Annotated in this window: 24 protein-coding genes; 2 read left to right on the forward strand and 22 right to left on the reverse strand. The window is 39.0% G+C overall.

The features are described from left to right. The 9 genes from ccmI to ccmA form a co-directional block, all read right to left on the reverse strand. Nucleotides 1–396 (reverse strand): c-type cytochrome biogenesis protein CcmI (gene ccmI / locus L647_RS0106985; RefSeq protein ID WP_029880401.1); only part of this gene is annotated, 396 nt, incomplete at its 3' end. After that, nucleotides 397–858 (reverse strand): cytochrome c-type biogenesis protein, encoded by a 462-nt coding sequence (locus tag L647_RS0106990; protein ID WP_024610529.1) that lies wholly within the window; start codon nucleotides 856–858, stop codon nucleotides 397–399. It lies immediately after the preceding gene. Then, entirely contained in the window at nucleotides 858–1,427 is a 570-nt protein-coding gene (locus L647_RS0106995) for a redoxin family protein (RefSeq protein WP_024610530.1), read from the reverse strand. Before L647_RS0106995 ends, L647_RS0106990 begins: the two co-directional genes overlap by 1 nt. Beyond that, a complete protein-coding gene (locus L647_RS0107000) occupies nucleotides 1,424–3,394 on the reverse strand; it encodes a heme lyase CcmF/NrfE family subunit (protein WP_024610531.1) in 1,971 nt (656 codons plus the stop codon). Before L647_RS0107000 ends, L647_RS0106995 begins: the two co-directional genes overlap by 4 nt. A gap of 2 nt (nucleotides 3,395–3,396) precedes the next feature. Beyond that, on the reverse strand, nucleotides 3,397–3,876 hold the full coding sequence (ccmE, locus tag L647_RS0107005) for a cytochrome c maturation protein CcmE (RefSeq protein ID WP_024610532.1): 480 nt from the start codon (nucleotides 3,874–3,876) through the stop codon (nucleotides 3,397–3,399). After that, a complete protein-coding gene (ccmD, locus tag L647_RS0107010; protein ID WP_007377927.1) occupies nucleotides 3,873–4,076 on the reverse strand; it encodes a heme exporter protein CcmD in 204 nt (67 codons plus the stop codon). The genes ccmE and ccmD overlap by 4 nt, the downstream gene beginning before the upstream one ends. A 2-nt stretch (nucleotides 4,077–4,078) precedes the next feature. After that, a complete protein-coding gene (locus tag L647_RS0107015) occupies nucleotides 4,079–4,816 on the reverse strand; it encodes a heme ABC transporter permease (protein WP_024610533.1) in 738 nt (245 codons plus the stop codon). Continuing rightward, nucleotides 4,816–5,502, reverse strand: coding sequence for a heme exporter protein CcmB (gene ccmB / locus L647_RS0107020; RefSeq protein ID WP_024610534.1), 687 nt, complete (start codon nucleotides 5,500–5,502; stop codon nucleotides 4,816–4,818). Before ccmB ends, L647_RS0107015 begins: the two co-directional genes overlap by 1 nt. After that, entirely contained in the window at nucleotides 5,502–6,122 is a 621-nt protein-coding gene (gene ccmA, locus L647_RS0107025) for a cytochrome c biogenesis heme-transporting ATPase CcmA (protein WP_076917044.1), read from the reverse strand. Before ccmA ends, ccmB begins: the two co-directional genes overlap by 1 nt. 113 nt (nucleotides 6,123–6,235) lie before the next feature. Here ccmA and L647_RS0107030 point away from each other — a divergent pair, with 113 nt between their 5' ends. Then, nucleotides 6,236–8,374, forward strand: coding sequence for a flagellar hook-length control protein FliK (locus L647_RS0107030; protein WP_024610536.1), 2,139 nt, complete (start codon nucleotides 6,236–6,238; stop codon nucleotides 8,372–8,374). A gap of 2 nt (nucleotides 8,375–8,376) precedes the next feature. Beyond that, nucleotides 8,377–8,685, forward strand: a complete 309-nt coding sequence (locus L647_RS0107035) for an EscU/YscU/HrcU family type III secretion system export apparatus switch protein (protein WP_024610537.1) — start codon at nucleotides 8,377–8,379, stop codon at nucleotides 8,683–8,685. Nucleotides 8,686–8,716: 31 nt separating this feature from the next. Here L647_RS0107035 and L647_RS0107040 read toward each other — a convergent pair whose 3' ends face one another. Genes L647_RS0107040 through flhF form a run of 13 tightly spaced genes read right to left on the reverse strand, consistent with a single transcriptional unit; the run spans nucleotide 8,717 to nucleotide 20,717 of the window. After that, nucleotides 8,717–9,118, reverse strand: coding sequence for a DUF2802 domain-containing protein (locus L647_RS0107040; protein ID WP_024610538.1), 402 nt, complete (start codon nucleotides 9,116–9,118; stop codon nucleotides 8,717–8,719). A gap of 18 nt (nucleotides 9,119–9,136) precedes the next feature. Beyond that, nucleotides 9,137–9,631 carry a chemotaxis protein CheW gene (locus tag L647_RS0107045; protein ID WP_024610539.1) on the reverse strand — a complete coding sequence of 165 codons (495 nt, stop codon included), beginning with the start codon at nucleotides 9,629–9,631 and terminating at the stop codon, nucleotides 9,137–9,139. Between the two features lie 24 nt (nucleotides 9,632–9,655). Next, nucleotides 9,656–10,435: a chemotaxis protein CheW gene (locus L647_RS0107050; protein WP_024610540.1), complete on the reverse strand. Its 780-nt coding sequence runs from the start codon at nucleotides 10,433–10,435 to the stop codon at nucleotides 9,656–9,658. Nucleotides 10,436–10,438: 3 nt separating this feature from the next. Beyond that, nucleotides 10,439–11,209 (reverse strand): ParA family protein, encoded by a 771-nt coding sequence (locus L647_RS0107055; protein WP_024610541.1) that lies wholly within the window; start codon nucleotides 11,207–11,209, stop codon nucleotides 10,439–10,441. 12 nt (nucleotides 11,210–11,221) lie between these two features. Beyond that, a complete protein-coding gene (locus L647_RS0107060; protein WP_024610542.1) occupies nucleotides 11,222–12,184 on the reverse strand; it encodes a flagellar motor protein MotB in 963 nt (320 codons plus the stop codon). 5 nt (nucleotides 12,185–12,189) lie between these two features. Continuing rightward, nucleotides 12,190–12,954 (reverse strand): flagellar motor protein, encoded by a 765-nt coding sequence (locus L647_RS0107065; protein WP_024610543.1) that lies wholly within the window; start codon nucleotides 12,952–12,954, stop codon nucleotides 12,190–12,192. Beyond that, entirely contained in the window at nucleotides 12,947–14,104 is a 1,158-nt protein-coding gene (locus tag L647_RS0107070; RefSeq protein WP_024610544.1) for a chemotaxis response regulator protein-glutamate methylesterase, read from the reverse strand. The genes L647_RS0107065 and L647_RS0107070 overlap by 8 nt, the downstream gene beginning before the upstream one ends. Nucleotides 14,105–14,161: 57 nt before the next feature. Then, nucleotides 14,162–16,414 (reverse strand): chemotaxis protein CheA, encoded by a 2,253-nt coding sequence (locus L647_RS0107075; protein ID WP_024610545.1) that lies wholly within the window; start codon nucleotides 16,412–16,414, stop codon nucleotides 14,162–14,164. Nucleotides 16,415–16,429: 15 nt separating this feature from the next. Further along, nucleotides 16,430–17,197: a protein phosphatase CheZ gene (locus L647_RS0107080; protein WP_024610546.1), complete on the reverse strand. Its 768-nt coding sequence runs from the start codon at nucleotides 17,195–17,197 to the stop codon at nucleotides 16,430–16,432. 16 nt (nucleotides 17,198–17,213) lie between these two features. Continuing rightward, nucleotides 17,214–17,597 carry a chemotaxis response regulator CheY gene (gene cheY / locus L647_RS0107085; protein ID WP_024610547.1) on the reverse strand — a complete coding sequence of 128 codons (384 nt, stop codon included), beginning with the start codon at nucleotides 17,595–17,597 and terminating at the stop codon, nucleotides 17,214–17,216. A gap of 39 nt (nucleotides 17,598–17,636) precedes the next feature. Continuing rightward, nucleotides 17,637–18,347: an RNA polymerase sigma factor FliA gene (locus L647_RS0107090; protein ID WP_024610548.1), complete on the reverse strand. Its 711-nt coding sequence runs from the start codon at nucleotides 18,345–18,347 to the stop codon at nucleotides 17,637–17,639. Between the two features lie 26 nt (nucleotides 18,348–18,373). Next, the gene (locus L647_RS0107095; protein WP_024610549.1) at nucleotides 18,374–19,234 is read right to left on the reverse strand and encodes a MinD/ParA family protein; all 861 of its coding nucleotides are present in this window, start codon (nucleotides 19,232–19,234) and stop codon (nucleotides 18,374–18,376) included. Then, a complete protein-coding gene (gene flhF / locus L647_RS0107100) occupies nucleotides 19,227–20,717 on the reverse strand; it encodes a flagellar biosynthesis protein FlhF (protein WP_024610550.1) in 1,491 nt (496 codons plus the stop codon). Before flhF ends, L647_RS0107095 begins: the two co-directional genes overlap by 8 nt.

The raw sequence follows: 20,717 nt of genomic DNA on the forward strand, positions 1-20,717 counted from the left end.
ATCAGCTAAATTATCCATGGCATCATGCCAAGCTGAAATTTGCTGTTGACTACCCGTTAAGCCATAAAAAACACCAGTTAAAGCAAGAACAAACGCGCCACCTGTCAAAGCAAAAATACGGTTATTACCTTTGCTATTAAGTGATTTTTCTGGTGATAACTCGTTTAATAAACGGCGTTTTAATTCAATAATTGATTCTGCATGATTTACGGTATCAATACGCTGATTATCTAAATCAGTTTGTAAATCAACTAAACGCTGCTCATAAATACTAATTAGATCCGCATTGGCATTATGAGTAATTGTTTTAACGTGCTCTTTTTTTAAAAAAGGCAACATAACAAAACCAAGAGCAACAAGTGTGAGTAAAGCAAAACATGCCCACATTAAAATCATTTAACTTTGCTCCTGACGTTTATTTTGTTCAATTAACTTGGCTAGCAGCATTTCGTCGTCGCTGCTCCACGTTTGCTTTACTGATGCTTTTCGCTGGCGAATAACAATAAAGCCAAAGCCGACTATTACAATTAGCACAGGCAGTACCCAAAGTACTAAAGTTGCAGGTGTAACCGGTGGATCGTAATGAACAAAATAGCCAAAGCGGTCAATCATGTAGTCAATCACTTCGTCTTTGCTCTTACCCTCTTTAACCAATGCGAGTACTTTATCGCGTAAATCTTTGGCAACAACAGCGTCGGAGTCAGCAATGTTTTGATTTTGACACTTAGGGCAACGCAACTCTTTAGTTAGCTCTTCAAACAGTATTGCTTGTTCGTTATTATCAAATTGATAGCGATCTTGTTCTGCAAACGCACCTATGCTTACAAAAAGGCTAAGAGTAAGTAGTAACCACTTCATTATTTAAGCTCCTGCATAATTGGCGCAAATTTAGCTCGCCATACTCGCGGGTTTATATCACCCGTGTGATGCAACAAAATAGTGCCGTTTTTATCGACTAAAAATGTTTCAGGCGCACCCGAAACACCTAAATCCAACGACAAAGTACGGTGTAAATCTAATATATTAAATTGATATGGGTCACCTGCACGTTGCAGCATATCGGTCACTTCTGTGCGAAGTGATTGCATATTAAATGGACCATCAAAGTCAGCGTCGTAACCTTGTACGTAATAAAGCCCAATAATTTTAACGCCTTGCTCACGCAACTTAGTTAAATAGCCAAGCTCAACTAAACATGTTGGGCACCAAGTACCCCACACATTTAGTAAGTAAACCTCACCTTTTAACGACTCGTTAGTCCACTGTTTATTGTCTTGCATTAAATCGGGTAGATTAAATGCTGGCATTTCTTGACCTAACCGCCCCGTTTGAATTTCACGAGGGTTAGCAAAAAGGCCTTGGTATAAAAATACACATACAAAAGCAAACACTAAAAGCGGCGCAATAGCTAAAATTTTACGGTTCATAAAACACTCTCCGACGCAGCTTTACGAGCTGTTTTAGCTGATGTACGGTAGCGTTTATCAAATAAAATCATAAATCCTGCGAGGGAAATAAGCACACCGCCAATCCACATCCAGCGAACAAACGGTTTATGATAAATGCGAAGTGACCAGGCACCTTGACTCAACTGTTCACCTAACGCTAAGTATAAATCACGTGTAAAGCCTGCATCTATTGCCGCCTCAGTCATAAATTGCATACCGATATCATACTTACGTTTTTCGGCGTGTAAGCGTGTTACTAGCTCATTGTTTTTAAGTACCGATACAACACCAGCATGACCGCTGTAGTTTGGTCCGCGAATAGTTTTAACACCATCAAAGCGGTATTCATACTCGTTAAGCTGAACTGTGTCGCCTTGCTTCATCGATACGTCACGCTCAACTGAATACGCCGATGTAAGCGTTACACCCGCAATAACAAACGAAATACCAATATGCCCAAGCACCATAGCCCAGTAACTTACACCTAAGCGTTTTAAACCTTCTTTTAAGGTGCCGTGTACAGCTGATTTAGTGTAAATATCAATCCCTGTTGATATTGCAATCCAAACTGCAAGCGTTGTAGCTAATAGCGTAAGTGGTTTTACTAAGTCGTAACTTGAAAACAACCAAGCACAGGTAATAACAACACTGGCTAATACGCCCATTAATATTTTGTTTTGTAAAAAAGCCCACTTATTTTGCTTCCAGCGTAAAAATGGTCCTATTCCCATCAAAATAGCAAACGGGACTAAAATTATTGCAAACATCTTATTAAAAAACGGTTCGCCAATAGAAATACTGCCCAAGCCCATTTCTTTATGAACCATAGGTAATAACGTACCAAGTAATACAATTAATGTAGCAACCACTAAAAATATATTATTGAGCCATAATGCCACTTCGCGTGATACAAATTTGTATCGACCTTCACTATGTACTTGCGATACACGCAGCGCGTATAACGTCAAACCACCACCAACAACAATGCCTAAAAAGGCGAGTATAAATAAGCCACGATCAGGGTCTGTAGCAAAAGCATGCACCGATACAATAATACCTGAGCGCACAATAAAGGTGCCTAATAAGCTTAACGAAAACGCTGCTATCGCTAATAATACAGTCCACGATTTAAATACACCGCGCTTTTCAGTTACGCTTAATGAGTGCAGTAATGCGGTTGCCACAAGCCATGGCATTAATGATGCGTTTTCTACTGGATCCCAAAACCACCAGCCGCCCCAGCCAAGCTCTGAATACGCCCACCAGCTACCTATTGTTATTCCAAGAGTTAAAAAGCCCCATGCAGTCATTGTCCACGGACGTGACCATTTAGCCCATGTGTTATCAAGCTTGCCGGTTAACAACGCAGCAATAGCAAAAGAGAAAGCAACTGATAGCCCTACATAACCCATGTACAGTAATGGCGGGTGAATAATCATACCCGGATCTTGAAGTAACGGATTTAAATCACGCCCTTCTACCGGAAAATAAGGAAGTAGGCGCTCAAACGGGCTTGAAAGTAGCAAGGTGTACATCATAAAACCCACACCTAAAAAGCCAAGCACACCTAACACGCGAGCACGTAACACCCAAGGCAATGATTTAGAACGCGCAGCTACAACTGCAGTCCAACCGGCTTGCATTACTAACCATAATAAAATGGCTCCCTCATGACCGCCCCACGTAGAGGTGATTTTATAATACCAAGGCAACGTACTACTTGAGTGATACGCCACGTACGACACGGTAAAATCATCCGTTACACTGGCATAAATAAGTGCTGCAAAAGAGATTAATACAAAAGCGAATTGCCCTATTGCTAAAGATGGAGCCGCACGCATTAATCGAAGATTACCGGTATGCGCTCCCCAAAGAGGAAAAATACACAGTAAAACGCTTAGCACCATGGCAAGCGTTAAAGAAAAATAACCAATTTCTGGGATCATAGCTAATTACCACTATCTAAGTTGTATTTTGGTTTTTCGTGCTTAATACCTTTAACTGCCTCGGCAACTTCTGCTGGCATATATTCTTCGTCATGCTTTGCAAGGACTTCAAAGGCTTCAATTACATTAGGTTCTATTAATACGCCTTGCGCTACAATACCCTGCCCCTCACGAAATAAATCTGGCAATATACCTTGATAACGCACGGTCACTAATGGACCTGTATCAATTAGCTTAAAGCTTACTTGTAAGCTTTGCTCATTACGCTTAACGGTGCCTGGTACAACCATGCCGCCAATACGTAGCTTTTGCCCAATAAATGGTTTTTCTTTATTTGGACCTTTGCCATCAATAAGCTCGCTTGGCGTATAAAAAAGATTAATGTTTTCTTGGAGTGCATAAAGCACTAAACCAATTGAACCACCAATACCAAACAGTACGGCAATAATTACCAATAGGCGCTTTTTACGTCTTGGATTCATGATACTTGTTCCTGTTTAGCTTTTTTAATTCGCGCTTCACGTATTATTTGTTGCTCTACTGAAGCCATAATACGTTTAGTATCTCTTAAAGAGCTCACTAAAATACCGAGTAAAATAAGTGCGCATGTACCAAAAGAAAGCCAGATATAAAACCCGTAGCCTCCCATTGCAATAAAATCAGAAAAAGAGTCGAACTGCATAATTACCCCTTATTTAACAACAAACGCACCCACGGTCGGTGCTTTTCGCGTTGCAAAATTTCATTTTTAAGACGAATTAAAGTCACTGTTCCTACAAAAGCAGCAAAGGCTAAAATATTAACCATAAGAGGCCAAAACATACTTGGGTCTATTGCTTTGGTGTCTAGCTTTGTAATGCTTGCACCTTGGTGTAGCGTATTCCACCACTCAACTGAGTAATGAATAATAGGTAAGTTAATTACGCCCACAATCGCTAAAATAGAAGCCGCACGCCCTGCTGACTTCTTATCTTCAAATGCATGATAAAGCGAAAGCACGCCAAGATATAAAAATAGTAAAATAAGTTCAGACGTTAAACGCGCATCCCATACCCACCAAGCACCCCACATAGGTTTACCCCAAGCAGCGCCAGTAATTAGCGCTATAGCCGTAATACATGCACCAACAGGCGCAATAGCAATAACGGCAAGTTCGGCATTTCGCAGTTGCCATACAAGTGCAACAATGGCGGCAATTGCCATTGAGGAGTAAGCGCCCATAGATAAAATGGCGGAAGGAACATGAATAAAAATGATACGGTAGCTGTCTTTTTGTTGGTAATCGGCAGGTGCAAAACCAAGCCCCCATACCCATCCAACAATCATACTAACTACGGTAACTACGGCAAAATAAGGCAGTAACGTATTGCATAACTGGTATGCACGCTCTGCTTTAGCATAGGGATGTAACCACTTCCACATTAACTTACACTCACTTTTAAAGCTGACGATATGGCAATTGGTGCGCTAATAATAGCAAGAAGTAACATTGCACCAAGGATGGCAAGCTGCCCACTATAATCCAGCGACATTGTACTGGTATCGATAGCCGACGTTGCAAAAATCAAAACAGGAATATACAAAGGCAGTACGAGTAAACTCATCAAAATACCCCCTTTTTGTAGCCCCACAGTAAGCCCAGCACCAATTGCGCCAATAAAGCTCAATAGTGGTGTGCCTAATAATAATGTTAAAACGGTCGCTGTTAGCGCCGTACTTTCTAGGTTTAATAACAACGCAAATAACGGAGTCATTAATACAAGCGGTAAACCTGTTACTACCCAGTGAGCAGCCACTTTAGCGAGTACAGTTAACGATAACGGGTAAGACGACGCAATTAACTGCTCTAATGAGCCATCGTTAAAATCATCTCTAAACAGCTTATCTAAACCCAACATGGTAGAGAGTAATGCGGCAACCCAAATAATTCCCGGCGCCATTCTCGCCAGTAGACCGGGCTCAGGTCCAATTGCTAACGGAAATAATGAAATTACAATTAAGAAGAATAAAATAGGGTTTACAATTTCGGCGCGCTGACGAAACGCAAGCTTTACATCTTTGGTAAATACCGCACTAAATAGCAACCAATAAGAGTGTTGACGAGTCATTAGTGGCGATACTCCAATGTAACCGTTTGTAAGTTACTAAAGTGGGTCGTTAAATCTTGGTGGGTCGTTAACAAAATAGCTCCACCGTTTAATAAATGCTCGGTAAATCGCTGCTGTAAAAAGGCAACACCGCTTTTATCAAGCGCAGTAAATGGCTCATCAAGTACCCATAATTTAGCATCACTTAACCAAAGCCTTACCAAAGCTACACGTCGTTGTTGTCCAGCAGATAACATTCTAACGGGTACATCTTCAAGTCCAACAAGACCAATTTTAGCTAAAATAGGGTATAAATCAGGCTCGTTTATGTAGCCATTTATGTGTAACCAATGGCGAACATTTTCAACTGCGCTTAGCTGAGTATTTACACCTGTTTTATGACCTATAAATAGCAGTTCTCTCGCATACTCTTCATAGTACTTAGATATGGGTTGCTCTTGAAATAAAACAGCCCCTTCATCAGGCACAGAAAAGCCAGCGATAATACGCAACAGCGATGTTTTACCAGCCCCATTAGGACCCGCTAATTGCATGATTTGACCGCTATTAAGGCTAAAATTAAGATCCGCAAACAAACAACGATCTTGCTTGATGCAGGTGACGGACTTAATGTGTAACAAGATGACGATTCTCTCTGCCAAAAATTAGGCGTTAGTCTACCATAATGATAGGGTAATACGAATATTGCTTTAAAATCGATTCACTTAAAATAGAGAAAACTTGATTTAAAATAATGAATACGCCAACGCAAATAACATTATCTAATTCATTGGTTATCAATCAATCGACTAACCCTCAAACCAATGAGTTATCGCAATTACCTAATGAGGTACTTGCGGCTAAAAACATTCAATTTTCGAAAGACTCAGTTACGCTTGATGTATTTATTGATAAGCATTGGCAAACATTAAGGCTTGGCACTACAAACGCTCCTCAAAACTTACAAAAAATAGCCAGCGCTAACATACAGCTCAACCCAGATGGCAAACAACTCAATATTACGCCAAACAGTACAACTATTACTTTAAACAAGCCGGCTCAATTACAGCGTTTACTAAATTATGTTAACACGGGTACTGAGGTACAAAGTAAACCAATGGATGTACAAGTGGTTATGTCCCCTACCCCAAAATTAGTCATTGATAAACTCAACGCCAGTATTGCAATAAATAAAGAGGTAGCCCAACTGCTTGTAACCGAGCAGCCTTTAAAAGTAGTTGTTAGCACTACTAACAAAGGCACACAGCTTAATGTAATCAATCGCTTTGCTGATACGGTTCATACACAACCGCTTAGTCAAACTAAACTTACCAAATTGCTTGTGGCTTTATTACCAAACGCACAACTACAAGCAACCCCTAAACTGGCTATTTTAACTCATGCACAAAAGTCAGGATCGTTTACAACGCCGATTACTAATCAACAGGTTACTGAACTACCTAATACACCTATTAAAGTAAACTTAGTGAATCAGGCAGATAAGTTATTAATTAAAACCGAAACTGATAATATAAAAGTGACGCTTAATAACTCATTTTCTAAACCGTTTAACGAGTTACTTTTAGCTCAAAAAAGCAGTGCCTCTGAAATACCTTTTTCTGCGTCCACTATCAAAGCAAGCCCACTGCTTACGTCTGATAGCCCAATAAAGTCGTGGATTCAAAATAGCTTTAGTGATTTTAAAACCAGAATTAATGATGCTGTTAAGTATTTTGAAAATAAGCCTTTTGCAACAGAGTTAAAACAACAAGCAATTAATCAAAAAGTAAATATTACTCAAAATATAAATACGATAATTACCGACACTGAAAGTAAACCATCTAACTTATTAAATGGCTTTTCTAAAGACTTAACTCAACTCCCTCCTTTGGTACAGCTAACTCAACTTATAAAGGCTAGTGCTAATGCATGGCAAACAGTACCTGAAAATATTTCTCGCAATCAAATACCACTACCAATAGAAGAAAAGTTACTTTCACCTCTGTTAAAGCAATTTAGTGCAGTAACGTCTACCCAAACGATCATTAATAACAAGTCACTTTTGAGTAGTCAAATAACCGACATAACAAATAAAGCAGTAAAGGATACACCCGATTTAACGCGCCTCATTAATCAGGCATTTAATCGTATGGTATCAAGTAGTAATACACACCCTACTACCATGCAGCGTGAAATACTTGCTGCAATACAGCCCTCACAACTGACTAACGACACCTTACAAAGTAGTTTTACTAAAGGCTTAGAGCAGATTGCTGTAAGTATTTTAGCTGCACCAATTATTAATCAATCGGTCTCCCCTATTAGCTTAAATAATCACACTGGTGTAGATGCATTACTTCAAGTCTTAATGCCCACATTTAAAACAGGAAATACAACAGCAAAGCTACTTGAACAGTTACAACAACCTCAAATTCAAGCACTTGCAGGCGAACTAATTCAAGTTAAAAGCACGTTAACTCAAATCCAAATTACAACACCTAATCAACAGCCTGATTCAAATCCTTTAGTACAATTTTTACTACCAATGAAATTGCCACCAGAAGCAGCCCAAACAGAAATAACTTTAGGGCAATATAAAAAGCAAAGTGTAGATAAATTAGAAGATAAAAATGTGTGGTTTGTAAGGTTAAACTTCGATTATGCTGAACTAGGTCAACTCCAAATCACTGCTGAATTAATGGATAAAGCACTTGATTGTCAGCTATTAGCATCAAGCCAAGAGGTAAGTGCAATTGCTCACCCTCACCTAGATAACTTAAGATCAAAACTAGCTAAACATGGCTTACAAGTTGGCGAGCTTAATTTAAAACGAGGCGATGCAGACAATCAGGCATTTTATAAATCACACGCAATTATTAATATTAAGGTTTAGCTATGAGTGATATACCAACAAATAAATCAGCCATTGGACTTTTATATGAAGCAGGTAACACCCCCACTGTAAGTGTGAAAGGTTTTGGTGAATTAGCTGACGAAATAATAGCTGCGGCCAAGAAAAAAGGCATTATGATCCACGAAGATGCAGCGCTTGCTAAAACGTTATCGCATTTAGAGTTAGGGGAAGAAATTCCAAAAGAACTTTATTATGTAATTGCAGAGCTTATTGCGTTTTCGTATGTATTAAGAGGTCAATTTCCACCTGGTTGGAAGGACTTCCAAGGAAAGTTAAATATTAAAGCATGAGTTTAGTTATAAATTTATAACTAAAAAGGCGCTAAGCGCCTTTTTGTTTATGTAATGAAAACAGTAATTCGGCTTCTGCTCTAGGTAATTCACACTCACGAATCACTTCATCTAAATCAGCGCCTAACCCTACCATTTTTACAGCTCGAGAATAAATTTTAGCGTCAGGGTCATCGTACTTTTGAGCCGCTTGTTGTTGAACTAGGTCTTGGTTTTGTTGCTCAACTTCAAGTACGCGTTTGCCTATACTTAAAAGACCTGTGCGTAACTCTGAAATCTCACTTCTCAAAATATGTGTTTGCTCTGAAGTGTCTTTAAGTTGCTGCATGACAGAGGCAAGCTCATTAGCTTGTTTGTTTTTTAATGCAACAATTAGCGCCAGCGATATAAACCCGACAGCTAACGCTGCTATTGCGATACTAAGTAACAGCATAATTTTTAATAATTAAGCTTATAAATCGCTTAACTCATCCCATTCATCATCGCTGAGTAACTTGTTTAAATCGACTAAAATAAGCAACTCATTCTCGCGATTACAAACACCTTGAATAAACTTAGCACTTTCTTCGGTACCAACGTTTGGTGCACTGTCTATTTCCGAACTACGTAAATAAACAACTTCAGATACACTGTCTGCTAAAATACCAATAACTTGCTCTTCAGCCTCAATTATTAGAATACGAGAATTATCAGTAGCGTCAGTAGCATCTAAACCAAAACGCGCACGAGTATCAATAACGGTTACTACGTTGCCACGTAAGTTAATAATGCCAATCACGTAAGACGGCGCGCCCGGCACAGCCGCAATTTCGGTGTAACGTAATATTTCTTGTACTTGCATTACGTTTACGCCATAAGTTTCCTCTTCTAGCTTAAACGTAACCCATTGTAATATTTCATCGTTATCTGCATTTTTGTTCGCTGACAGTAATTTTTCTTGATTCATGCTGTTACCCCGTAATGATCATTATTATTGACGACTATCTAAGCCTTTCTCCAATAATACGTTTAAATTATCTACATCTATTAAAGCACACATTTTTTCTTTAATTACGCCAGCAAGCCATGGGCGCTTACTTTTGTTTGTACGCCATTTTACATCTTCTTTTCTTAATGTAATGTTATTTATCAACTTTTCGGCTTGAAGTCCCCATTGACTGTCACCTAAAGTAATTAAATATTGATAGTTAAGTGATGCTTCGAGTTCTTCATTATACTTTTCAGGCATAACCCACCGTGCAGTATCAACCACGTTTAGCTTTTCATCTCTATTAAGCATAACGCCTTTAAACCACTTAGGCTTCCCAAACAAATGATTTACCTCACCTAAATGATGAATCCCGCCAAGTGCTTTTAAAGGTACAGCAAGCGTTAGTCCTGCAACTTCAAAAAATAACGCTTGAAATTCATCTTCAAAATAATCTTCTTGGTTTTGTGTTTTAAGTAACTGCTCAGGCTCTTCAGATAATTGCATTGCAGTATCGTCAATAACATCAACAACAGTATCGGCAACTACATCATCACTTTGAGTAATTAAAGGCTCTACTTCAGTTATTTTTAAATCTTGTTGAACAATTTTTTCTGCCTGCTCTTTAGGCTTTAAATTAACTTGCTCTTGCTGAGCGGCCTCCGGCACTTGTTCGAGTAATTTAGCAACCGGTTCAAGGTTATCTTCGGGCTCATCGTCACATAACAACGCACCTAAGTATTGAGTCATTACTTTTTCATTAGCAAATAATTGCTTACTCATTTATTAACCTTGTTCAATTAAATAATCTAGCAATGCTTTATACGCAAATACACCACGAGAGCGAGGACAAAACTCAACAGGGACTTTTTGTGCAAAGCTTGCATCTCTAAACTTTGTATCAACCGGAATTACACCCGGCCAAACTTTATCTTTATATGTATCTCGCAGTGTTTTATATGCTTCTAACGATGCTTTTGTACGCTTATCATACATAGTAGGAATTATAGTATATTGATAGTTTTTCGCTTGAGAGGTTTGCATTAACTCCATAGTACGCATCATTCTATCGAGGCCTTTTAAGGCTAAAAACTCTGTTTGTACAGGCACTAAAATACGTTCACTCGCCGCAAGTGCGTTCACCATTAATACCCCCAGTACAGGAGGACAATCAAGAATGGCATAATCGTAATGTTCACTAATTTTTGCAAGCGCTTTTTTTAATATTAATCCCATCCCGGTTTTATTTCCCATACTTCTATCTAATGTGGCTATTGCCATAGTCGCAGGTAAAATATCAAGGTTTTCGAGTGTTGATGGGCATAATGCTTGGAGTATTTCCTCGCTTTGCATACTCGTTCCGCGTGCAAAAATATCATATACACTAATTTCTAAATCTTCTGAGTCAATACCAAAGTAATATGTGAGTGATGCATGGGGATCTGTATCTATAAGCAATACGCGCTTACCTTGCAATGCAAGAATACCAGCAAGGCTAACAGCAGTTGTTGTTTTACCTACTCCACCTTTTTGATTTGCTACAGTCCAAATCTTCACATTACATCCTAATTACTGTTTATTGCGTGTAGTTATACGAATTCCACCATGAGGCAAACGAAGTATTTTTATTGTATCGTCATCTGAAGGTAGCTCAACTTCTGGTTCTGGCTGCATATCTTTATTTGTTTTTTCTGATATTTTCGTTTCAAGTTTAGGGGGTAATCCATATTTTGAAAGTGCTATAACAACCTTGCGATTTTCAGCTCGACCTTCACGTGTTTCGTTATCTGCAAAAGGAGAATATTGACCATACCCTTCTATTGCCATTCGAGCAGAGTCAATCCCTAACGTTTCAAGTTCAACCAAAATTGATGTTGCCCTAGCAACCGACAGCTCCCAGTTTGATCTAAAAATTTCATTTCGGATTGTTTCATCATCAGTATAACCACGTACTCTAATATAATTATCAACAGGAGCAATAATATCTTTAACTATTTTAACCACTTGCTTTGCACGAGAGTGTGCAACAGAGCTACCACTTGAAAATAACATTCCTGAGCTAAGTTCTATTATCAACCAATCTTCAGTTAATTCTAAACTTGCTTCACCATCTCGGATTTCATCAATGAGTGCTGATTGTAATTTTGTTAATAAGCTATCTAAAGGCTTTCCTAAATACTTTTGCTTTATATTGCTGGTATCACTTTGACCGTCAAGCAAGAGAGGTCCTTGCTCCTGTTTTTGAATACTCTCACCATAAAGTATCTCTTGTTCGGGTGTTACTCTATCGGTAAGAATACCATCACCATTAACTCCCTCCCCTTTTTGGGAGTGCTGGCGTGCAGATTTATCAAAAACTTGTTCGAGTGAATCCGATAAAATTTGAAACTTTTCTTCTTTATTAATAGCTATAGCATACAAAACAACAAAAAAGGCAAACATAATTGTCATATAATCAGCGTAGGATACAAGCCAACGCTCAGTATGCTGACTTTTTGAGGCAGTGTTGTTGCGTAAACGTCGGCGTAACATAGCCGTTATTCGTCCACTAAGTTAGGGCGTTCTACACGATAAGCCTCAAGCTTTAGTTCTATATTTATCGGGCTTTCACCTAAGCTTATTGCAATGACACCTTCAGCGAGCATTTCATGGTAAAGCATTTTTTGTTCAACACGTTGTTTTAGCTTATTTGCCATTGGCAAAAATAATAAATTAGCTAAACCAACACCATAAATAGTGGCTATAAATGCAGTTGCTACACCTGCACCTAGCTTTTGTGGATCTGTAATAAAAGACATAGCCTGAATAAGACCAAGCACGGCACCTAAAATACCAATAGTAGGACTGTAACCTCCCATTGCTTCATAAACGCGACCAGCCTCTAATAAACGGTCTCTTTCTAATAATAAGTCAATTTCTAGCGTATCTCTTATTTTGTGTTCTGAGCAACCATCTACAAGTAAACTTAACCCTTTTGCCGCATACGCATCAGGATGAGTAAGCGCTTCATTTTCAAGAGCAAGATAGCCTTCTTGACGCGCCTTTTGAGACCAACGTTTAACTTGCTCAATAGCCTCGTCAATATCATATTGTGGAGATATAAAAACCCAATGACTTATCTTTAACATTTTTTTAAATGTACTTGTTGATGTTTGTAGCATCACGGCACCAAGCGTACCACCAAGTACAATTATAAGCGCAGGTCCGTTAAATAATGCAGATACATCACCCCCCTCTAACGAATAGCCTATAGCTATAGCGCCAAGAGCAATAAATAAACCAAGTACCGAAAGCTTATCCACAACCTATCTCTCTTTTAATCCGCGTTGCCACCTCAGCTAAAGGCAAGCTTTCACTCGCTAAGCCAGCATTAGTAACTGCTTGTGGCATTCCATAAACAACACAGCTTTTCTCATCTTGTGCCCAAATAGTTGCACCAGTTTGTTTTAGCATTCTTGCGCCATCGCGTCCATCAGCTCCCATACCTGTTAAAACAATAGCAAGTACATCGCCTTGGTACGCTTTTGCAACGCTTGCAAACGTTACATCTACACTAGGCTTGTAACTAATTCGCTCACTATGATCTTCAAATACTCGTAATGTTTTAGCTGAGCCGCGTCCCTCTACCATCATTTGTTGTCCACCAGGCGCTAAATAAGCAGTACCCGGTTGTAGGCGATCGCCTTGTTGTGCCTCTTTTACTTTAATTTGACACAACCCATTTAAGCGAGCCGCAAATGCCGGTGTAAATGCAGCGGGCATATGCTGAATCAATAAAATAGGATGCGCAAAGTTAGCTGGTAATTGAGTTAATATTGTTTGTAATGCAACAGGCCCTCCTGTTGAAGTTCCAATAACAACAAGTTTATACTGCTTTCCACTCGCGCGTATTGACGGTGTATTAGCTCTAGAATGAGCAACAGTTGTAGATTCTTCACGTTGAAAGCTTCTATCTGGCTGCTTTATACTTGTATTTTTAGCTAAGCTTGAGGGTGTTACAGGGGTATTGGATGTAAGCTTTGTTGGTGTAAGAGGCTTAAAAGAACGCGGGATGCGTCTACGACCAATTTCTTTAACCTTTGTTTGTAAAAGTTTTATAGCATCTTCATTGTTACGCGCAATATCTTCAAACTTTTTAGGTAAAAAATCCATTGCACCAGCGTCTAAAGCATCAAGTGTTGCTGTTGCTCCATTACGTGTTAAAGATGAAAACATCAAAATAGGCGTTGGATTACTCGCCATGATCTCTTTAACCGCACTAATACCATCAAGCACAGGCATTTCTACATCCATTGTAATCATATCAGGACGTAGCTGAGCTGTTTTATCAACAGCCTCTCTACCATTAACGGCAAAGCCTATAACTTCAATATCGCTATCTTGCTCAAGAATTTCACTTACTCTGCGGCGAAAAAAACTTGAATCGTCAACAACTAAAACTTTAACGGCCATTTAGCTCTCTTATTTAATTTAAGTGTAGATGCACCTTACAGTGCATCTACTTTATTATCAGCCAGCGTAATGTTTTAACAGGTTAGGAACATCTAAAATCAGCGCTATACCACCATCCGAAGTAATAGTCGCACCGGCCATGCCTGGTGTACCTTGTAATAGAGCATCAAGTGGTTTTATAACTACTTCTTCTTGCCCGATCAATGAGTCAACAACAAAGCCTACTTGTTGCGTGCCTATTTGCACAATAACAACGTGTCCTTGGGCCTTACGTTGTGAGCGGTCGGCACCTTTCACTAACCAATGTTCTAGGTAAAATAGTGGAATTGCTTTTTTACGAACAATAACAGTTAGTTGACCATTCACTACATTTGTTTTATTTAAATCAAAGTGAAATATTTCACTAACGCCAGCCAGAGGCAATGCGAATGTTTGCTCACCAACAATAACCATTAAGGTTGGTAATATAGCCAGTGTTAGCGGTACTTTTATTTCTAAAATAGTACCAACACCTAGTTCAGATTGAATACTTACAGAGCCATTAAGTTGAATGATTTTGGTTTTAACTACATCCATACCTACACCGCGACCTGAAATATCCGAAATCTCTTCTTTAGTCGAAAAGCCAGGCGCAAAAATTAGGTTATATGCTTCAGTATCAGAAAGTCGACTTGCTTGGTCATGATCAAGTACGCCTTTGTTAATTGCTATTTTTTTCAGCTTTTCAGCATCCATACCAGCACCATCATCTTGAATGGTAAGTAAAATATGGTCGCCTTGTTGAGAAGCGGATAAGGTAACAGTACCTGTTCTTGGTTTTCCTGCGGCTTCGCGTAAATCAGGCATTTCAATACCATGATCAACTGAATTTCGCACTAAATGCACTAGCGGATCGGCAAGAGCTTCAACTAAGTTTTTATCTAAGTCGGTTTCTTCACCGATTAGTAATAAATTAATGTCTTTATTTAAAGTTCTCGCTAAATCTCGAACAACGCGAGGAAAACGACCAAATACTTTTTTGATAGGCTGCATGCGTGTTTTCATAACCGCACCTTGCAAATCAGCTGTAACAACATCTAAGTTAGATATTGCTTTACCCATTGCTTCACTATCTGAATTAGTCGCTAAGCTAACCAAACGATTACGTACCAATACCAACTCACCTACCATGTTCATAATTTGATCAAGGCGCTTAGTATCAACACGTACTGTAGTTTCTGCTGCCGGTGGTGTTGCTTTTTTAACAGCAGGTGTGCTCGGCGCTTTAACAACCGGTTTACCTACTGGTTTTACTTCCGGTTTTATTGCTGCTTTTACAACTGGTGCTTTTGCCGGTTCAGCTTTTTTATTTTGTACTACTGGAGCGACTTTCGCAGATGCTGGTTTTTTAGGTGCAGCCGAAACGTTTTCAATCGATTTAGGTGCACTTCCTTTGCCATGAAGTTCATCAAGCAAAGCTTCAAATTCATCATCACTAATTTCATCATTTGAAGAGTCTATAGCATTAGTAACTGACGATGATTTTTGTTCTGTACCTTTATTAGTTGGGCTCGTATTTTGAGTCGCTATTGAGTCATTTTTTATTTCGACAGCACCAAAATTACCCACGCCATGTAACTCATCTAATAAGTTATCAAACTCATCATCTGTAATATCACCACTCAAATCATTGCTACTTATTGACCCTTGAATGGTAGGGCTTTTGCCTTTTCCATGTAATTCGTCAAGTAAGTTTTCAAATTCATCTTCCGTTATTTCATCAATTTGAGTATCAGAAGTAGATGCAGTTGACCCTGTAGGAGGGTTAAATAACTCATCAAAAGCAAATGGGTCTTCGTCATCTAATTCTGGGGCTTCAACTATTTCATTTTGAGGTTGCTCAATATCAACCTCTGAAGATGAACCGGTGAGTTCTTCCTCTGTTGGTGGTAAGCCTAATTTATGTAAAACTTGAAGTAATTGAGGATCTGCGGGTTCTGGCTTATCGCGATTTTGAATCGTTGCGAACATTTCATTAATGGTGTCGAGTGCTTGTAAAATAACATCCATTAATTCAGAGTTTACTGTGCGTACACCCTGTCTGAGTAAATCGAATACATTTTCTGCGCCATGACAAGCATCAACCAACTCCGTCATTGCTAAGAATCCTGCACCACCTTTTACGGTATGAAAGCCTCTGAATATAGCATTCAGTAACTCTGTATCTTCTGGATTGTTCTCCAGTTCAACTAACTGTTCAGATAAAAGCTCAAGGATTTCTCCTGCCTCTACAAGAAAGTCTTGTAAAATATCTTCATCGACTTCAAACATGCAGTTACTCTCCTCTTAGAAGCCCAAACTTGATAAAAGATCATCGACTTCATCTTGATCAGATACAACATCATTACGCGATTCTTTATCAATAATAGGGCCTTCTGGTCCTGCTAATGTTTGTGCGCTAACCGGGTCTTCTGTTTTTTGTTGTTCTATTGTGTCAGCAGTATTCACATCTTGCGCAGCAAAAGCTGTTAACAGATGGAGTAAGCTTTCTTCAACTTCTCTTACAAGCTCCATAACTCGACGAATAACTTGCCCTGTCAAATCTTGGTAATCTTGAGCCATGAGTATATTGGTCATTAAGCTTTGTAATTCATCAGTTTTATGATGAGAGTTATTCATAAACTTATCGATGCTGTGGCATAGTGTTTTAAATTCGCCAAGATCAATTTCGCGGCTCATTAAACGATCCCATGTCGGTTTAATATGGGCCACTTCATTAGCTAACTCTTGAGCTATTGGTAACCCAGCTTCAACCGCATCCATTGTTTTATTAGCAGCGTTTTCTGTCATTTCTATAACATAGTTAAGCCGCTTTTGAGCATCTGGAATAGCATCTGTTGTTATATTGGTTAAACGCGTATCAAGCTCAAAGCTTTTTAAAGCTTCGTGTAATTGACGAGTTAATTTTCCAACTTCAGCAAAAATTTCTGATTGCTCTTTAGACGCCGTATCTAAAATTAGTTCATCTGCTTTATCTTGCTCATCGTTTTCTAAAAAAACAACGAGCTGACGAGCTTGTTCTAACGTTATTCGAGGCGCAGCAAGTGCTGACATAAGCCTCTCCCCTTCATTAACCTAAGCGTTCAAACACTTTTTCTAGCTTTGTTTTTAATGTTCCAGCCGTAAATGGTTTAACAATATAACCATTAACACCAGCTTGAGCCGCAGCTATTATCTGTTCTTTTTTAGCTTCTGCAGTCACCATTAAAACAGGTAAGTGCTTTAGTTTATCATCAGCTCTAATTGCCCTTAAAAGGTCAATACCCTGCATTCCAGGCATATTCCAATCTGTAACTACAAAGTCAAATGATTGATTTTGTAGCATAGGTAAAGCAGTTGACCCATCATCTGCTTCTTGAACATTAGTAAAGCCTAAGTCACGCAATAAATTTTTAATAATACGTCTCATTGTCGAAAAATCATCAACAACAAGAATTTTCATGTTTTTATCCAAAACATCCTCCGGTGAGGTCTTAACCTTGTTTACTTACTACTAGTTTATCCAGTCATTGATTTTTGCTTTGAGCTTAATCATCGCCTGACCATGTATCTGACTTACACGCGATTCACTTACATCGAGTATATGCCCTATCTCTTTTAAATTCATTTCATCGTTATAGTACAAAGAGAGTACCATCGCATCTCGCTCAGGCAATGACTTTATTGCACTTAACAATGATTCATTAAAGCGTTCATTTTTAACATTATTAAAGGGTTTGTCTAGCGTTAAATCTTGACCCGCTGGAGTGATAACATCGTCATCTATTCCCAAGTCTTCAATGCCTAAAATTTTACTTGAATTTACATCATTTAAAATATGATGGTACTCATTTAGCGAAATTTCAAGTTTTTCAGCAACTTCTGTATCTGTTGGCTCACGATTTAACGCTTTTTCTAATGTAGTAATAGTCTCGGCTACAAGGCGGCTTTTACGGTGTACTGAGCGAGGAGCCCAGTCACCGCGTCGCATTTCATCAAGCATTGCTCCACGAATACGAATACCAGCAAACGTTTCAAAACTTGCACCTTTAGTCGCATCAAAGTTTTTTGATGCCTCTATCAGACCAATCATGCCTGATTGAATTAAATCATCGAGCTGAACACTAGGAGGCAAGCGAGCAATTAAGTGACACGCCACTTTTTTGACAAGTGATGCATGCTTTTCAACAATCACATTTAAGTTTTGTGTTGATTGATATCCCATAGCTCTATTTACCAATATTGTCATAGTTAGCCGTTAACCAGCTTCTCAATAAAAAACTCTAAATGCCCAGAGGGTTGATTAGGTATAGGCCATTTTACAGCTTTCGTCGCGAGTGCTTTAAAAGCTAATGCCGCAGGTGAATTTGGAAATAATTCTACAATGACTTTTTGACGACGCGTTGCTTTACGCATATTTTCGTCATAAGGAACAATAGCCACCAGCTCCATAGACACATCTAAAAAGCGATCGGTTACTTTGGAAAGTTTTGCGAATAGTTCGTGACCTTCGCGCATGCTGCGAACCATATTCGCAACAATCTTAAATTTATATACACCATGCTCACGACTTAAAACTTTAATAAGTGCGTATGCATCTGTTATCGATGTTGGTTCATCACAAACGACAACCATTACATCTTGTGCTGCACGTGAAAAGCTTAGCACCATATCTGAAATGCCGGCGGCAGTGTCTACAATTAATATATCAAATTCGGTATTTAATTCGCTAAAAGCACGAATAAGGCCAGCATGCTCTGATGGTGATAACTCAACCATACTTTGAGAGCCTGATGTTGCTGGTACTATTTTAATTCCGCCTGGACCTTCAACTAAAATCTCATCGAGTTCACATTCGCCAGATAATACGTGCGATAAATTACGTTCAACACGCAGTCCAAGCATCACATCACAGTTTGCTAAACCTAAGTCGGCATCAAGTACTAATACTCGATTTCCTTGCTGACCAAGTGCTATTGCGGTGTTAAGGGAAACATTTGTTTTACCTACACCACCTTTACCACCGGTCACAGCGATAACTTTTACGCCGTTGTTATTGTTTTGACTCATTTTGCGCAGGCCGCTTGCTTGATCTAATACTGTGTTAATCATACATCCCTACTGTGCTCGACGCCACTGATTGGTGTCTTGAATGTTGTGCTTTTATTCTTTTTAAATACAATTGCTCAGCTTTTTTTACTAGTTTTTCGGCATTTGCAACACGAATGTCTTCAGGAACTCGTTGACCATTAGTAAGATACCCTATTGGGAGGCGGTTTTGAATCGCAATACTAATAATCTCACCTAAACTTAAAGATTCGTCTAATTTAGTAAAAATACAACCACTTAACTGTACTTTTTTAAAATGCCTTACTGTTTCTTGCAATACGTTTATTTGTGCTGTTGCACTTAGTACAAGATAGCTACGAATATCAACACGCTGATTACGCATTAGCGTATTTAACTGCTCTGTCAAACGTAAGTCTCGTTGGCTCATACCCGCTGTATCTATTAATACTAGACGCTTATCTCGTAAATGATATAAAACTTCAGCTAATTCATTAGCATCTTTAACCTGCTTTACACCACAACCAATGATTCGACCATAAGTTGCAAGCTGTTCATATGCACCAATTCTGTATGTATCGGTGGTAATTAACGCAACTTTATCGGCACCGTATTTTTGTGCTCCTAAGGCTGCTAATTTAGCTACAGTTGTTGTTTTACCAACTCCTGTTGGTCCTACTAATGCGTAAACACCGCCTTGGCGTAGTATTTCATTATTGGTTGTTTGCATTTGGTCTTCGACCATAGTCAATAAAGCTTTCCAGCCTTGCTGACGAGAAACATCATCAGGAACAAAGCATGCCATTTGCTCTGCAACTTCTTTATCTATTCCCATACCAACTAAGCGGTCAATCATACATGCACGAGTTGGGTCGCGGCGTGCCATATCTTGCTGCATTAATCCTGATACTTGGTGTTCTAATAATTGACGTATTGCATTCATCTCTTCACGCATTGAAGTCATTTCTTCACTTTCATTATTTTTAACTGTTTGGCGTGCAGTAACAGGGCTCTCTAAATCATCAAAATCACGGTCTAAATCGTCAAAACCTAAACTATCGGCTTGAGTATGTGGTCTTGCTGGTGCAGAGTTTTCACGTGCAAACATATTATTTGTAGGGCGTTGTTTTACTGCAGGCTCTTGATAATTTTCGGTAGTATCGATTCCTGACTGTGAAAACATAGATGCAAGTTCAGGAGAGCGAGGGCGTGGTGATTGACGCTCTAATAAAGCCTCTAGGCTATCAGCAACTTTTGCTTGTTGTACAGGCTTTGAACGTTGAGGCTCTGGTTTCACAAAGTTATGCATACTTTGTGATTGCGCCATACGATTGGCACGCTCTGGCGGTGCATTTTGTGGTTGGGCTACTGCTTTAGGGGCTGCTTTTTCATAGTCAACAGCTGCAACAATCTCAACACCGTTGGCAAGCTTTTTGTTTGACATAATAACCGCATCAACACCTAACTCATCTTTAACTTCTTTAAGTGCAGTGCGCATATCTTTAGCAAAAAAACGTTTAATTTTCAT

The organism is Pseudoalteromonas sp. TB64 (genome assembly GCF_000498095.1).
In the GTDB taxonomy this organism is placed as follows: domain Bacteria; phylum Pseudomonadota; class Gammaproteobacteria; order Enterobacterales; family Alteromonadaceae; genus Pseudoalteromonas.